Annotated in this window: 14 protein-coding genes and 2 pseudogenes; 14 read left to right on the top strand and 2 right to left on the bottom strand. The window is 42.7% G+C overall.

Going from position 1 to position 14,766, the window contains the following annotated elements; genetic code table 11:
• Positions 1-64 precede the first annotated feature (64 nt).
• Positions 65-403 (top strand): annotated as a pseudogene (locus tag CVD19_RS15250) (DMT family transporter); the annotation flags it as partial.
• A gap of 42 nt (positions 404-445) precedes the next feature.
• Here CVD19_RS15250 and CVD19_RS15245 read toward each other — a convergent pair.
• Positions 446-826 carry a nucleotide excision repair endonuclease gene (locus CVD19_RS15245; RefSeq protein WP_101582834.1) on the bottom strand — a complete coding sequence of 127 codons (381 nt, stop codon included), beginning with the start codon at positions 824-826 and terminating at the stop codon, positions 446-448.
• A 211-nt stretch (positions 827-1,037) separates the two neighbouring features.
• Between CVD19_RS15245 and CVD19_RS15240 the strand changes: the two genes are divergently transcribed.
• The 7 genes from CVD19_RS15240 (at position 1,038) to CVD19_RS15210 (ending at position 8,440) form a co-directional block, all read left to right on the top strand.
• On the top strand, positions 1,038-1,307 hold the full coding sequence (locus tag CVD19_RS15240; RefSeq protein WP_101582832.1) for a DUF1292 domain-containing protein: 270 nt from the start codon (positions 1,038-1,040) through the stop codon (positions 1,305-1,307).
• A gap of 292 nt (positions 1,308-1,599) precedes the next feature.
• Entirely contained in the window at positions 1,600-4,203 is a 2,604-nt protein-coding gene (locus tag CVD19_RS15235; RefSeq protein ID WP_101582829.1) for a cation-translocating P-type ATPase, read from the top strand.
• Between the two features lie 102 nt (positions 4,204-4,305).
• Positions 4,306-4,509 (top strand): hypothetical protein, encoded by a 204-nt coding sequence (locus CVD19_RS15230; RefSeq protein ID WP_101582827.1) that lies wholly within the window; start codon positions 4,306-4,308, stop codon positions 4,507-4,509.
• Between the two features lie 22 nt (positions 4,510-4,531).
• Positions 4,532-4,825, top strand: a complete 294-nt coding sequence (locus tag CVD19_RS15225; protein WP_101582824.1) for a spore coat protein — start codon at positions 4,532-4,534, stop codon at positions 4,823-4,825.
• A 270-nt stretch (positions 4,826-5,095) separates the two neighbouring features.
• Entirely contained in the window at positions 5,096-5,839 is a 744-nt protein-coding gene (locus CVD19_RS15220; RefSeq protein ID WP_101582821.1) for a YqjF family protein, read from the top strand.
• Between the two features lie 382 nt (positions 5,840-6,221).
• Positions 6,222-7,826, top strand: a complete 1,605-nt coding sequence (locus tag CVD19_RS15215; RefSeq protein ID WP_101582818.1) for a YhgE/Pip domain-containing protein — start codon at positions 6,222-6,224, stop codon at positions 7,824-7,826.
• Positions 7,799-8,440, top strand: a complete 642-nt coding sequence (locus CVD19_RS15210) for a YhgE/Pip family protein (RefSeq protein WP_101582815.1) — start codon at positions 7,799-7,801, stop codon at positions 8,438-8,440. The genes CVD19_RS15215 and CVD19_RS15210 overlap by 28 nt, the downstream gene beginning before the upstream one ends.
• 61 nt (positions 8,441-8,501) lie before the next feature.
• Here the strand turns inward: CVD19_RS15210 and CVD19_RS15205 are convergent, their stop codons facing one another.
• The gene (locus CVD19_RS15205) at positions 8,502-9,623 is read right to left on the bottom strand and encodes a glycoside hydrolase family 18 protein (protein WP_101582814.1); all 1,122 of its coding nucleotides are present in this window, start codon (positions 9,621-9,623) and stop codon (positions 8,502-8,504) included.
• Positions 9,624-9,898: 275 nt separating this feature from the next.
• On the opposite strand from CVD19_RS15205, the gene CVD19_RS15200 reads away from it, so the two are divergent.
• From CVD19_RS15200 to CVD19_RS15175, 6 genes and pseudogenes are all read left to right on the top strand, one after another.
• Positions 9,899-10,618: a YebC/PmpR family DNA-binding transcriptional regulator gene (locus CVD19_RS15200; RefSeq protein ID WP_101582811.1), complete on the top strand. Its 720-nt coding sequence runs from the start codon at positions 9,899-9,901 to the stop codon at positions 10,616-10,618.
• A gap of 218 nt (positions 10,619-10,836) precedes the next feature.
• Entirely contained in the window at positions 10,837-11,379 is a 543-nt protein-coding gene (locus CVD19_RS25740; protein WP_308314875.1) for a nuclease-related domain-containing protein, read from the top strand.
• Positions 11,380-12,596: 1,217 nt separating this feature from the next.
• A pseudogene (locus CVD19_RS15190) lies at positions 12,597-12,762 on the top strand (SDR family oxidoreductase); the annotation flags it as partial.
• Positions 12,763-12,848: 86 nt separating this feature from the next.
• Positions 12,849-13,418: a TetR/AcrR family transcriptional regulator gene (locus CVD19_RS15185; protein ID WP_101582891.1), complete on the top strand. Its 570-nt coding sequence runs from the start codon at positions 12,849-12,851 to the stop codon at positions 13,416-13,418.
• Positions 13,419-13,519: 101 nt separating this feature from the next.
• Positions 13,520-13,921 carry an acyl-CoA thioesterase gene (locus tag CVD19_RS15180; protein WP_101582809.1) on the top strand — a complete coding sequence of 134 codons (402 nt, stop codon included), beginning with the start codon at positions 13,520-13,522 and terminating at the stop codon, positions 13,919-13,921.
• Positions 13,922-13,969: 48 nt separating this feature from the next.
• A complete protein-coding gene (locus CVD19_RS15175; protein ID WP_101582806.1) occupies positions 13,970-14,749 on the top strand; it encodes an SDR family NAD(P)-dependent oxidoreductase in 780 nt (259 codons plus the stop codon).
• The last annotated feature ends 17 nt before the right edge of the window (positions 14,750-14,766 follow it).

Genomic DNA, 14,766 nt, shown 5'->3' with positions numbered 1-14,766 from the left:
TCATCCCCTAATCTTTTTAATTTCATTGCAGTAAATTTAAAGGCTTATATTTTCAGCAGTCTCTCTAGAAGGTGCTTTTATTTCTTTTTTGATTGGTACAGTTGCCCTGTTCTTTTTAGTAGTGTTTTTCGGCAAGGGTAATTTAGGAGGGATGTTCGCAGTCCCTAAATGGCAGCTGCTCGGTGGTTTGCTCGGTGCGCTCTATGTAAGTATCATGGTTGTTGCTGTCCCCAACATTGGTGTTGCCCCCGCGCTTGTGGCGGTCATTGCTGGACAGCTGATGTTCGGGGCGGTCATTGATCATTTTGGGTTGTTCGGTGGGAAATCTATTCCCCTGGATATAAAAAAGATGGTTGCTATTGTGCTGTTATTTGTATCGCTATTCTTGTTTAACCATAAGTAAACGGCAAAACTCCACTTCCAAAAGGTTGTGGAGTTTTCGCTGTCAAAGCTGTTTATAAAATACTTTTTCGATATTGTATTTAGACTGTAGTTTATTGATTATGTAGGTTTCATAAATTTCTCTGTCCATTGGGTCTTCCACAATGCAAATTTCGATTTTATAAACCTCATCCCTGTGGTTTTTGATCGGTGACACATTATCCTCAAAATGTTTCTTCACTCTTTGTCTTAATTTCCTGGCTTTGCCAACGAATAAGAGTTCATCATTGATATTAAAAAATAGAAAGATTCCCCCTTTGTCCCTTGGGATCTGGTGCAAATCTATGAATCCATATATGCTTTTAATTTCCGGTTCGTCAGCCTGTCTTATTTGCGTGCGCTGTGTAATCGTAATATCAGGTTCTGGTATTTCTATTTTTATCATATTAGCACTTCCTCTTTTTTTAATCACTCATGCAGGTTAGAGTACATTTTATTTTATCCCATTATGTGTACTCAATTCCAGTATATAGCGGGTGAACCGGAGAATTTCATATAAATTGTCTCCGTAAAGCATGAATTCAATTGTGTTAGGGAAGATAATAATTAGGCAACCGCATACCAGTATGGAAATTAATCAGATAGGGAGTGGCGGAATGGAAAAAATTCAAGTAGGCGAAATTTTTACAATTAGCGACGAAACTGAACAGGAGCAGGAAGTTGAAGTTTTGGGGCTATTGACGATTGAAGATACAGATTATGTCGCTGTAAGCTTCGTGGAAGACATCGAGCAGGCGGGTGAAGACGATATTGATGTTTTCTTTATGAAGGTCGACAATGATGGTGATTTATCAGCAATCGAAACTGACGCGGAATTTGAGAAAGTATCCGCTGCTTTTGAAGCAATGATGGAAGAAGAGGATTGATTTCTGAGAGAAGAGGGGTGTGATATCCCTCTTTTTTCTATTCACCAGCTTCTTGAAAAGGAATGTCATCATACAGATCTGATTCCTTGCTAAAAGCCCTACCGTATGATCTTCCCAGTCCAGCGCCTCCGGACTACTGGAGTCCAGGTTCAAACGCTAAACTCCCGGATGGACACTCCTGCTCCCCTTTTGATGACAACGGCAAGCATACCAGTATATTTTTGTTTAGAACAAGGAACAATTAAACAGTATTGGTAATGGGACAGTAAAGAACTGTTGAGGGGGAATTTGAGTGGCTGAATTTTACAGGATGCCTTCAGCTGAGGCTTTGAGAGTCCTGGAAGTTTCGGATGAAGGATTAAAAACGGCTGATGTGCAAAGCAGGCGTGAAAAATATGGCTTTAATGAACTGGCGGAAGCAGAACGCATAAGCACTATTCAAGTGTTTTTTGAACAGTTCAGGGATTTCCTTGTTATCATTCTATTAGTGGCTGCCATTATTTCCGCTTTCTTAGGAAAGTATGAAAGTACGATTGTGATTTTAATCGTAGTTATCCTGAATGCTATCCTTGGGACAGTACAGCACGTTAAGGCAGAACAGTCTTTAAACAGCCTGAAGGCTCTGTCTTCTCCAACAGCAAAGGTGCTGAGGGATGGGCAAAAAATTGAGATACCGTCACGGGAACTTATAGTCGGGGATATATTGTATCTGGACGCAGGTGACTATGTAAGTGCAGATGGCAGGATCATCGAAAACTACAGCTTGCAGGTCAATGAGAGTTCCCTGACAGGCGAATCGGTAAGTTCGATAAAGTCGACAGAGCCAATTGACGACGATAATGTGCCGCTTGGTGACAGAAAGAATATGGTATTTTCGGGTAGTTTTGTCACTTATGGCCGGGCCGTTGTGCTAGTGACAGAAATAGGGATGAAGACAGAGATTGGCAAAATTGCGAACTTGCTGGAGAGTGCACAAGATAAGAAAACCCCCCTGCAGGAGAATTTGGACAATTTTGGGAAGAAGCTTGCCATTGTCATTATTGCAGTATCATTAATTATTTTTGCACTTGATATTTTTAGAGGGCGGGAAATCGCTGCGTCATTTATGTTCGCGGTCTCACTTGCAGTTGCGGCAATTCCGGAGGCGTTGAGCTCGATCGTAACGATTGTGCTCGCCTTTGGAACCCAGAAAATGGCGAAGGAAAATGCGATTATCAGGAAGCTCCATGCGGTGGAAAGCCTTGGCAGCATTTCAGTCATTTGCTCTGACAAAACAGGGACCCTTACGCAAAATAAAATGACGGTCCAAAAGGTGTATGTCCTGGACAAGGTACTTGAGTACGACAAATTGGACAGGGAAAATCCCGTCGAGAAGGATGTCATATTAAAGGCCCTTTTGTGCAATGATGCCCTGACGACGGAAAAGAAAGAAATAGGGGACCCGACAGAAATAGCGTTGGTTAACCTGGGCGAAGTCTATAACCTGGACGAACAGGCGATCAGGGACAACTATCCAAGGCTGCAGGAGATTCCGTTCGACTCTGACAGGAAGCTGATGAGTACAGTCAATAGATTCAATGATAAGGTAGTGATGATAACGAAGGGAGCCCTCGATGTACTGCTGTCAAAGGTAATTAAGATAGAGACCTCTGAAGGCGTCAGGGATTTTACGGACGATGACAAGAAAAATATTGAAAGCGTCAATCAGGATTTTTCGAGCAAAGGTTTAAGGGTTTTGGCGTTTGCTTATAAAGAGGTGGACGAGCATAAAAAAGTCGGCCTTGACGATGAAAACGACCTAATATTTGCAGGATTGACAGCGATGATGGATCCCCCAAGAGAGGAGTCGAAGGGAGCGGTCGAAAGCTGTATTCAGGCAGGCATCAAGCCAGTGATGATAACGGGAGACCACAAAATAACGGCAAGTGCGATTGCCAGCCAGATCGGAATTTTGAGGAATGCGTCCGAAGCGGTTGAGGGATCTGAACTCGATAAATACAGTGATTCAGAACTGATGCAAAAAGTAGAGGAATACTCTGTTTACGCAAGGGTATCCCCAGAACACAAAATCAGGATCGTCAAAGCATGGCAGGAAAAAGGCAATGTAGTTGCCATGACAGGTGACGGTGTAAACGATGGACCTGCCCTGAGACAGGCGGACATTGGGATTGCAATGGGAATAACCGGAACGGAAGTGGCAAAGGACGCGTCATCAATGGTATTGACAGATGACAATTTCTCCACGATTGTCAAGGCAATCGCAAATGGGCGGAGTATATACGAGAATATCAAGAATTCGATAAGATTTCTATTGGCAGGCAATACAGCGGGTATACTCTCAGTCCTGTATGCTTCAATTGGGGCTTTGCCTGTCCCGTTTGCGCCTGTCCATCTGTTGTTCATCAATCTGCTCACTGACAGCCTGCCCGCGATAGCGATTGGCCTGGAGCCCCATAATAAAAATATTATGAAAGAAAAGCCCAGAGATATAAAACAGCCTCTGTTAAGCAAAGAATTCGCAGCGAGAGTCATCATTGAAGGATTGCTGATCGGGACGGCAACCATCATTGCTTTTCATATAGGCCTGTCAACCGGGGATGCCGGCTTGGCCAGCACGATGGCATTTGCTACGTTATGTCTGTCGAGGCTCATTCACGGGTTCAATGCAAGGTCGACGAAACCGCTTTTCAGGATAGGGCTGTTCACTAATAAATATCTTTGGTATGCGGTCATTCTTGGAGTGGTGCTGCTGCATGCTGTTTTGCTGATAGATCCGCTAAGGGACGTTTTCGAAGTGGAACCTCTCAGCCCCGAACAGCTTTACTATGTATATGGGCTATCGCTGATGCCCCTTATCGTAATTCAATTGTACCGGGCCATTTTTGTACGGGACTGAACCGCCCTCACTGTTTGCGTTTAACTGTTCAAGCTAATATGGATAAAAATTATTTACCCAATAAATACTAATATAAGATGGTTTACAGGGGGTTGAAAACGGATGAACAAGTTGACGACAAAAGAGTTGGCCTTTATTGAGGACGAAATAAGGGCAGAGGAAATTATAGCGAAGACAATGAACTGGTGCGCTTTCCAATGCAAGGATCGGGATTTACGGCACAGACTGGAAAACATGGCAGAGCAGCATCAATTAAAAATTGCTGATCTTGCTCAATATTTTAACCGTTCCCAATTAACTCATTAACGCATGAAAGGGGGTGCAGCGCATGCCAAATAACATAGCAGGCCGCGGATTGACGGACAGGGAAATGCTCCAGCTTTGCCTGGAGCTTGAGAAGGGACGTTGCAGGAGCGTCAGTAATACGATGTTGGAAACAACCCATAAAGAACTGCGTGAAATATATGAACAGTGCTTTGAAAATGCGAGCGCCAATCAATACGAGCTTTTTGAAATCATGAATGGCAGAGGATGGTACGAAACAGAGCTCGCTACAACAGAACAAATGCACAACGTCCAGGAACTTATGCAAAATAACTTGCACCCAGATTCACAGTTCTAGCAAAACACTATTATGATGGCCAAATTTAGGCTGCCGCGTTGATAAACCGCAAAGTGATCACTCATTTTGCGGTTTTTTCATTGCGGTAAACTATATTGAAAAAATAGCAACGTAAACCAAAGAAGAAAGTTTATGGGGAAAATATCAGGCAATAAAAGAAATAGTATTCCTGCTTCATCATACACATTGCCATTATGCTTACTTGTTCATATGTCCATTCGCATCAAAATGCTGCAGGGTAAAAGGATAATCCATCAGGAGGTATGAACCATGCACGAAGAGCTATTAACAACCAGCCACAGGCCTTTTCCGCTCCCTAATCTGCCCTGGGTCATGACGCAAAGATGGGATAATGTGCTGTTTCTCCACTGGCCCGTTCCGGCAGAAGCCCTAATCAATAAAATTCCCGACAGTCTTGAACTGGACTTATATAATGGGACTGCATGGATTGGGATTGTGCCATTTCACGTTAAAGGTATGAGATTAAGGGCAATGCCGCCTGTACCGATGCTGAGCTCGTTTCTTGAGCTGAATGTCAGGACCTACGTAAAATACAAAAGCAGGACTGGTGTGTATTTTTTTTCGATGGATGCGGATAGCCGTTTAGCTGTAATGGGAGCGAAAGCAACGTATAATTTACCATATATGAACGCAAAAATGAGCATTGGGAGAGAAGACGGACTGGTCAAGTTTTTTAGCAAGCGACAGCAAGAAGGCCAGCCTGATGAAAGCTTCGACTGCCATTATAAACCTGTATCATCCATCTATTTCAGTGGAGAAGGCAGTCTTGATGAGTGGCTGACAGAGCGCTATTGCTTATGGACGGAAAATGGCAAGAAGCTGATCAGGACAGACATTCACCATAAAAAGTGGAGGCTGCAGAAGGCAGAAGCACATATCAGGGACAACACCATGGCCCGGTTCCTGCCTCCCTCCATACTTAAAACCGAGCCGTTAATCCATTATTCGCTAACACAACAAGCATTATTTTGGCCTCCAATAGCTGAAGATTAACGTAGTTTAAGCCTGCTTGAGCTGGAATAAATTCGTGGAATGCCAAAACCCTGTTTCACCTGTATATGGAGGTGAAACAGGGTTTTGGCATGTCCTTAATGTAAAAAATCGGGTTTCATTTGCCGCACGCGGGTTTTTTCTATATAGATTGTTGTATGTATGTGTGGCTGTTGTTTGACCTATATGAGGTACTACTTGAGGGATACAACAATTAGTACTTATTGTGTAAATTTATGTATTATTCATGAAACCGCTGGATTTTTTTATATTTTTTGAAATATTATGATTTTTAAAGTATGAATGCGGATTCATTAATTTATTTCCTGGCAGTACTATACCAAATTTATAATGGCGGTCCAAAACCAAAAATGGAGGTGTTAGTATGAATGTTTTCAGCCTGCTAGCTGCTGAGTTTTCAAAAATCGCGGCCAACAAGGCATTGCTGGGGTCCATGATTGCCGCGCTGCTTGTACCTGTGGTGTATGGAGGGATTTTGTTATCGGCTAAATGGGGCCCTTATGACAACCTGTCCAATTTGCCGGTGGCTGTGGTCAACAATGACAAAGGAGCGATGTCCGGGGAAACGCCTGTCAACGTCGGCAAAGACCTCGTTGAGAATTTGGAGGATGGGAAAGCATTAGGCTGGAATTTTGTTGATTCCGCGACTGCGATGAAGGGCCTCCAGAACAATAAATATTATATGGTCATTGTCCTGCCTGAGGACCTGTCGGAACGAGTGAAGACAGTAATGGATCCTGATCCAAAAAAGCTAAAAATCGAATACATCCAAAATGAAGGTCTTAATTTCCTAGCATCAAAGGTTACCGAAACCGCTACTGAAAGAATTCGGGAGCAGCTTGCGGATTCAGTTACAAAAGAATATACCACAACAGTTTTTTCAAGCCTTGATGATGTGGCAGAGGGTTTCCAGAAAGCTGCAGACGGTTCAGCACAGCTTGCAGACGGAACGACCCAGCTCAAGGATGGCACAACCCAATTAAACCAATCAGTTGTTGAAAAATCACCCGATATTGTAAGGCTCGCCGATGGTGCAAACCAGCTGAAAGCTGGGACAGGGCAGATGTACAGCTCGCTTTCTGATAAGCAGGCGGATATTACTAAATTGGCGAACGGCACGAAAGAGCTAAAGAATGGAACCGCCACCCTGTTGAAAGGCCTGCAGGATAAGTCCGGGGACATCGCGAAGCTGGCTGATGGATCACAGCAGCTGCATGCCGGAACTATGACCCTCAAGGATGGAACCGGCCAGATATTAGATGGTTTGAAAAAGGCACAGGCAGGGAGCCAGGGCTTAAAAGACGGCCTTGCCGGGCGTTTACAGTCCGGGACTGCAGATGTTGCTGCTGGAGCGTTGGCATTAGAGGAAGGCATTAAAAAATACCAGGAATTTAATGTCACAACTAAATTAGACCCAAATTTTCAACTAATTGTAGAAGGAGCTGAAAAGTTACGAATAGGTTCAGCTAAAGTTGCTCAGGGAGTTGTAGAAACGGCAGTGCCTGGAGCAACCGATTTAAATGAAGGTTTAAATAAGCTTGTCGCCGGGCAGATAAAAGTAGACGAGGGAGCCGCCAAATTGGAAGCCGGCGCCAGGCAAATCGCTGATGGAAATGGCAAGGTCAACAGCGGCTGGAAGGAACTGACTGGCGGGGTTACCCGGTTGGATGCGGGTGCTGCCCAAATCTCGGACGGCAATGCGAAAGTAGATGAAGGATGGAAAGCGCTTACGGCAGGTGCGGCAAAAATTGATAATGGCATGGGACAGGTCAGCAACGGTACATCAACTGTAAATAAAGGCTGGGGCACCTTGTCAGAGGGCACTACCAAATTGAACGACGGTGCCGGAAAAGTGAATGACGGAAGCAACAAGCTTGCCGCAGGACTGAAGGAAGGTGCCGATAAAACAAGCGGCCTAACACCGGACAAGAAAACGCAGGCATGTTTGCAGCCCCAGTTGAACTCGTAGGCAGCCAAATTAATGGGTATAAACATTATCGTGATTCGACTGCTCCATATGTACTTACATTGGGACTATTTGCCGGAATCCTCGTCATGTCCATGTTTATTGATTTTAACAGGCCGTCACACATTTCAGGTTTCAGATGGTTCGCGGTGAAATTCATGAAGTTGGCCTCACTGGCAATCGCCCAGGCAATTCTTCTGTTGGCAGTTGTTGTTTTACTTCTGAAACTTCATGTGACCAATCCAGTTGGGGTGATCATATTTGCCATTGTAGTGAGCGTCGTGTTTTCATCGATTGTGCTGTTCCTGGCCTCCTTCGGCAAAAACTTCGGCCGGTTTATCGCGTTGGCTTTGGTCGTTCTCCAGTTATCCATTACCGGTGCAAACCTGCCAATCGACATGCTGCCTGAATTGCACAGAGGGATAAGCAAGTTCCTGCCGTTTACTTATTCGATCGCCGGGTTTAAGTCGGTCATCTCGTTGAATGATTTTGGCGGAGCGCTGTGGAACATGGTCATTTTGCTAGGTTACCTGGTAGGCTTTTCAACTCTGTCATTAATTGTGCTGCTCGTCAAAGGCAGGGTCCGTAAACAAGATCCTGAATTAGCTATATCGTAAATGATTTATTCAGGAAAAAGGAAAAGGCAGTACTCCCATCAATCAGAGAGTCCTGCCTTTTCTATATGTCTGCCTTTTCGATTTCTTCCAAAATGGCGGCTGTCAAGCTGTATGGTCCTTTTGAGTCATGCCCCGCTTCCCACAGCATCATGCCTCCGAAACCGTGGTCCAGTGCCAGTCTCGTTTTCTTTTGAACGGTATCGTAACCATTATAGTGGTATGTTGTGCCATTCATGCTGACATTGTCACTGGCTGCTTTGTCTGGATTAGTGTCAATGATTGCATCATATGATACCTGTTTTATCGCCGGGTCTTCTGGCTGGGCGTAAAACGGCACACCAAGCACAAGTTTTTCTTTAGGAATGTCATGAGTATCAAAAAGGCTTGCCCAATATGCTGCTATTTTTTCAGTGAAAGGGTAAGGAGCCAAATTGGCCGCATTGTATCCGCCATCCCACTGGCCGTCATATGCCATGATGTTCACATGGTCGACATGCTTGAACATTGAAGGCTCATATACAACAAAATGAACCTCTGTTTTTGTGACACTATGAATTTTTGAATGGACGGCAATGGATAGCTCCTTGCTTTGAGGATGAAGCCTTTCGCTTAACTGTTTCATAAAAGCAGCCAGATTAGCGGCATCCTCCTGCGAACGGGGGTGTTCATAATCAATGTCGATGCCATCCAGATTTTCACGTTCTGCAAAACTGGCAAGCTCGTTGACCAGTTTTGTGCGTGAGCCCGGATCGGCAAGCGCTGTCCTAAAATACTCGTACGATTCCCCGCCCTTGATGTGGTACCATCCACCAACCGCAAGGATGACTTTTGTGTCATGCTTTTGTGCTTTTTTCACCATCGTACGTAAATTGTTTAACGCATTGTCCCCATTAAGCAATATGCTGCCATCCTTTGCTGGATGGGCAAACGAAAAAATAACGTGAGTCAATTTAGAGTAATCCACTACATCCGGGTTCCGGAAATCCTGTACATATCCCATTAGTACTTTGGATCTCTGTTCATGTTTTGGCATGGCCTTTTGTTCCGGGTTTGTTTGTGATTGTGGTACGCCGCTCGATTTTAACATGTTTTTACTAGGTTGCGAGAATAAAATTCCCGAAATAAAACCTCCTGTGAAGGTAATAACCATTACCACCGCGAGGAGGAAAAATCGTTTCGTCATAAGATGCACTTCCTCTTGATTTCAGTTAACTGTAAAATTGTATCAAAAAAGACATCAGATGGGTTTGGTAATATCAACCGGTGTATCTTTTGGAGGGCTCTGATTATTAAACTCATAACAAATCAAGCATTTTGAGGTATAATATAATCTATTGAATGACTGATACATATTCAACATAAACGGAACGGATTCTTATCGTTTTTTTTAGTTGAAGCTACAGCTACATTCATATTAATATTTTTGTGTAGATTCAATATTGAAAGCGAGTGTTCATTATGGGACGTAAGTGGAACAATATTAAGGAGAAAAAAGCGTCTAAGGATGCAAATACGAGCCGAGTATATGCAAAATTCGGACGTGAAATTTATGTAGCAGCAAAGCAGGGTGAACCTGATCCGGAATCAAACCAGGCGTTGAAAGTGGTGCTCGAACGGGCTAAAACATACAGCGTACCGAAAACGATCATTGACCGTGCGATTGAAAAAGCAAAGGGCGGTTCAGAGGAAAGCTATGAGGAACTTCGTTATGAAGGTTTCGGACCAAACGGATCAATGGTCATCGTGGATGCACTTACGAATAACGTGAACCGGACTGCATCCGATGTTCGTGCTGCATTCGGGAAAAACGGCGGCAACATGGGTGTGAGCGGATCCGTTTCCTATATGTTTGATGAAACAGCTGTCATTGGACTTGAAGGCAAATCGTCAGATGAGGTTCTTGAACTATTGATGGAAGCAGATGTAGATGTACGTGACATTATCGAAGAAGAAGATTCGGTCATTGTCTATGCCGAGCCTGACCAGTTCCACGCTGTGCAGGAAGCATTCAAAAATGCCGGCATTACTGAATTTACGGTTGCAGAGTTAACCATGCTGGCGCAAAACGACGTCACGGTGCCAGAAGATGCACAGGCAAAATTTGAAAAAATGATTGATGCACTGGAAGATTTAGAAGATGTACGGCAAGTGTACCACAATGTGGATTTAGGTGAATAATATTTGCAAAACAGGCATTTGCTTTTGTTAGCAATGCCTGTTTTTTTATATCCTTAACTTCACAGAAATTTTGTCCCATGGCTAAGACTTATTAAACTGATGGCGCAATGTGTGTACCCATTGATTTAATTAATAAAATATTCATTCTTTGGTATTGTATGCTCTTCTATATTTTGTAACAATGGACTTGTAGCAAAAAATAAGAAAGGATGTGGACTATGTCACAGAAGTTACGCGCTGAATCTGTTGAATTACGCACTCTTGGGTACTTAAACAACCGGATGGACCTCCCTGAGAAAAGTAAGCAGTACTATATTCACCTGAAAAAAGGGTTCGAAGGAGAAGTAATGTTTGATTCATTTACACAAAAGCTTCAGTGTGATTGTATAATAATTAATGATTTATTGATTCAAATTAACAGCACTACTTTCCAAGTAGACACGCTATTGATGTTACCAGATACGATTTATCTATTTGAGGTTAAAAATTATGAAGGAGATTATTATTATGAATCGGATCGAATAAATAAGAAACCAAAATTCGAAATAAGTAATCCACTAACTCAATTGAGTAGATGTGAATCTTTGTTGCGCCAGTTACTCAATAGTCTTGATTACAAAATCAACATTGATGCTTCAGTTGTTTTCATCAACCCTCAATTCACCCTTTACCAAGCCCCTCTTGATATGCCATTTATTTTCCCCTCTCAGATTAATTGTTTTTTCAAGAAAGTAAACACAACGCCCGGTAAGCTAAATTAAAGACACAAGGCGCTTGCAGAAAAATTAATATCGCTCCATATTGACGAGTCACCGTACCAACATCTACAACTCTATGAATATGATCAGTTGCGTAAGGGAATCATCTGTTCAAAATGCAGTTCATTTTTGATTTCTGTGGTTGGAAGAAAATGCGTTTGTAATCAGTGTGCGAAACAAGAACTGCTTGAAGACGCAGTATTACGGAGTATAGCGGAATTTAAGCTTCTCTTCCCTGAACGGAAAATCACCACCAGTTGCATTCACGGGTGGTGTAAAATAATAGACTCAAAAAAGTCGGTAAGGAGAATCCTCTTGCATAATTTTAAAGAGAAAGGCTATAAGCGATGGTCCTACTTTGAGTAATTTTATACTAACGATTGACCTAAAACATTTCGGGGCGGAGACACTCCTTGATTAGGTCGAATAGAAAGGTTCAATGGACTCTAGGGATAAGCATTCCCCGAAAAGGTAGAATAGAAAGGTTCTAACCCCATTAGGAATGAGTAATTCCCGGAGAAGGTCGAATAGAACGGTTCTAATGTACTTTAGGCTTAATAAAATCCTTGAGAAGGTCGAATAGAACGGTTCTAATGTACTTTAGGCTTAAAAAAATCCTTGAGAAGGTCGAATAGAGCGATTCAAATGCACTTTAGGCATAAGCAATGCCCCGCAAAGGTCGAATAGAAAGGTTGTAATAAACTTTTAGCATAAGGAATTCCTTGAAAAGGTCGAATAGAAAGGTTGTAATAGACTTTTAGCATAAGGAATTCCTTGAAAAGGTCGAATAGAAAGGTTGTAATAGACTTTTCGCATAAAGAATTCCTTGAAAAGGTCGAATAGAGCGGTTTTAATGCACTGTAAGGCATAAGCTGATTCTTGATAAGGTCTAATACATAGATTCTAGCGGCTTTTAGGCAAGGGAATTGCTTGATTAGATCGAGTTTATTTGAACTGTAGACAGAGGAATGCCTGGATTTTGTCTGATTACGAGGTTCTCAAGGATATTTTAATAGGTTTCTCCGCTCACTGTTCATTATCAGTTCACGTCAATTTACAATTGTTTTTAGAATATTTAGACTAATAGTTGAATATTTTCAAAATGTTGCTATAATAAATTTTATATTACATACTGACCGGTTAGTAGTGCGTACCGGGGTTAGCATAAAATGAGATTAAAAGATAAAGTGGCCATTGTCACAGGGGAGCTGAGGGAACGGAAACAGGACGAACATAAATGGCCGGTCATTTCCAAGCCCAAATGCGCTGGGAAGGATCGGAACTCCTGAAGAAGTGGCTAATGCGGTTCTATTTCTTGCTTCAGAAGAAGCTTCGTTTATTACGCCTGCAACGCTATCTGTTGACGGGGGCGGACTTACATTTTAGGAAGCTAAAATGATAAGAAGCTAAAAGTCCAGGGGGTAAATTATGGTATAATTTACGTGCATACTATGAGATTGCGAGGAAGCAGCATGAAGGAAAAAATAACAGAGCACAGCATAAGATTATTTGAGGAAAAAGGATTTAGCGAGACTTCCATCCAGGATATTGTCGATTCCATGGGAGTGACCAAGGGCACGTTTTACTATTATTTTTCCAGCAAAGAAGAGCTATTAATGGATATTCATCTTCGATACATTGACGAGCTGCTTAGTCGTCAGGAACAGATTATGACGGATGGTCAATTAAGCTGCAAAGGGAAGCTGTTTGAAATTGTCTATATGTTAATAAGCAGTATAAAAACGAAGCGTTCAAGTGCCAAGATTTTTTTCAGGGAGCTGCACAATCTGAGCGGTGACCGACTTGCACAAATCGTCTCGAAGCGGGATCAGTTCCGGTTTAATGTGGAACATCTTGTCACTGAAGGTATGGATAAAAGGGAATTCCGCGGTGATTTGAACGCGGCGATTGTTACTTTTGGCATACTTGGAGCAGCCAATTGGAGCTATCATTGGTTTAATCCAAGCGGCAGTTATTCAGACCGTGAAGTAGCAGGCATATTCGTCGACATGATTTTAAAAGGAGTAGAATTACACAGGTGAACGAGGGAGCTTCCCTCTTATTATTTTATTAACATACTAACTGGTTGGTATGCTGGAGATGCAATTAACCGGGAGCTATGTATCTGGAATGAGGGATGATGATGCACGAGATTAACGTAACGGTCCGTTTTAGCGAAACGGACGCACTGGGGCATATCAATAATACAAGTTATTTTATCTATCTGGAGGAGGCACGGATCCGCTTTATTGAATCTTTGGGCTACAGGATGGATACAAACGATTGGAACTTCATTCTGGCCTCGACCAAGTGTGATTTTATCAGCCAGGGCTATTTTGATCAAACCTTGACAGTCAAGACCTATGTTTCCCGGATTGGCACGAAAAGTTTTCAGCTTGAGCATGACATTGTTTGTGGACAAACATATCAACTGATTGCCAAGGGTAACGCAGTGATGGTTTTCTTTGATTTTAAAAAACAAAAAAGTGAGATTATGCCCGAACTGCTCAAGGAAGGATTAAAAAGCTTCCTGGTGCATAATTAAAATTTTGAATATTCGATATTTATTCAGCTTGTTTGAGGGGGGAGCAAATTGAGGTTCACGGATACCATTGCCGTAATTACTGGCGGAGGGAGCGGAATTGGTAAGGCCGCAGCAATGCGGCTCGCCAATGAAGGCGCGAAAGTGATTCTGGTCGGCAGAACAAAATCTAAGCTGCAGCAAGCTGCGCGAGAAATAAATTCAGATAAAAGAATCCCGGTAGCAGAAATATTTGCTGCAGATGTTTCGGATGAAGAAGATGTTTCTGAATTAAGCGAGTTTGTAAAGCAGCAATATGGAGATTTGCACGTTTTAATCAATAACGCAGGGGGATCCGTCCATTCCAGGATTATGGATACCGCTCCAAGTGATTGGGATTATGTTCATAAAACCAATTTAAAAAGCGTGTTCCTGGTTTCAAAAATGCTTGGGAAATTGATGTCTGAATCTGCCGAGAACGATGGGGAAGTTTCTCAAAACCGTTCAATTGTGAATGTCGCATCTTTATCAGGGCACCAGGCAGGCGCACACATTCCTCACTACAGTGCGGCTAAAGCAGGGGTGATTAATTTTACTAAGGCTTTGGCATTGGAATTATCTACATTTGGAATTCGCGTAAATTCCGTCTCTCCCGGGTTTGTGGATACACCTTTGACAGAGGAGGGATTGAAGAATGAACAGTTTGTCAAAGCGATAAAGAGAAACACAGCCCTGAAACGGGTTGGAAGGCCTGAGGAAATAGCTAATATCATCGCATTTGTCGCTTCAAGTGAGGCCTCATATATGACAGGCTCAGATGTTCTTGTGGATGGCGGCTGGCTAATTACTTAATAGAAAGGAAGAAAAAG

Source organism: Bacillus sp. T33-2, assembly GCF_002860205.1.
In the GTDB taxonomy this organism is placed as follows: Bacteria; Bacillota; Bacilli; order Bacillales; family Cytobacillaceae; genus T33-2.
The sequence above is the reverse complement of the archived record's forward strand: the minus strand, read 5'-3'. Positions and strand labels throughout refer to the sequence as shown.

Bases quoted from the DNA above. Each gene is read 5' to 3' on its own strand.
- CVD19_RS15220 (WP_101582821.1), top strand. From the start codon at position 5,096: ATGCACGAAGAGCTATTAACAACCAGCCACAGGCCTTTTCCGCTCCCT.
- CVD19_RS15230 (WP_101582827.1), top strand. From the start codon at position 4,306: ATGAACAAGTTGACGACAAAAGAGTTGGCCTTTATTGAGGACGAAATA.
- CVD19_RS15200 (WP_101582811.1), top strand. From the start codon at position 9,899: ATGGGACGTAAGTGGAACAATATTAAGGAGAAAAAAGCGTCTAAGGAT.
- CVD19_RS15245 (WP_101582834.1), bottom strand. From the start codon at position 826: ATGATAAAAATAGAAATACCAGAACCTGATATTACGATTACACAGCGC.
- CVD19_RS25740 (WP_308314875.1), top strand. From the start codon at position 10,837: ATGTCACAGAAGTTACGCGCTGAATCTGTTGAATTACGCACTCTTGGG.
- CVD19_RS15215 (WP_101582818.1), top strand. From the start codon at position 6,222: ATGAATGTTTTCAGCCTGCTAGCTGCTGAGTTTTCAAAAATCGCGGCC.
- CVD19_RS15240 (WP_101582832.1), top strand. From the start codon at position 1,038: ATGGAAAAAATTCAAGTAGGCGAAATTTTTACAATTAGCGACGAAACT.
- CVD19_RS15210 (WP_101582815.1), top strand. From the start codon at position 7,799: ATGTTTGCAGCCCCAGTTGAACTCGTAGGCAGCCAAATTAATGGGTAT.
- CVD19_RS15205 (WP_101582814.1), bottom strand. From the start codon at position 9,623: ATGACGAAACGATTTTTCCTCCTCGCGGTGGTAATGGTTATTACCTTC.
- CVD19_RS15180 (WP_101582809.1), top strand. From the start codon at position 13,520: ATGCACGAGATTAACGTAACGGTCCGTTTTAGCGAAACGGACGCACTG.
- CVD19_RS15185 (WP_101582891.1), top strand. From the start codon at position 12,849: ATGAAGGAAAAAATAACAGAGCACAGCATAAGATTATTTGAGGAAAAA.
- CVD19_RS15225 (WP_101582824.1), top strand. From the start codon at position 4,532: ATGCCAAATAACATAGCAGGCCGCGGATTGACGGACAGGGAAATGCTC.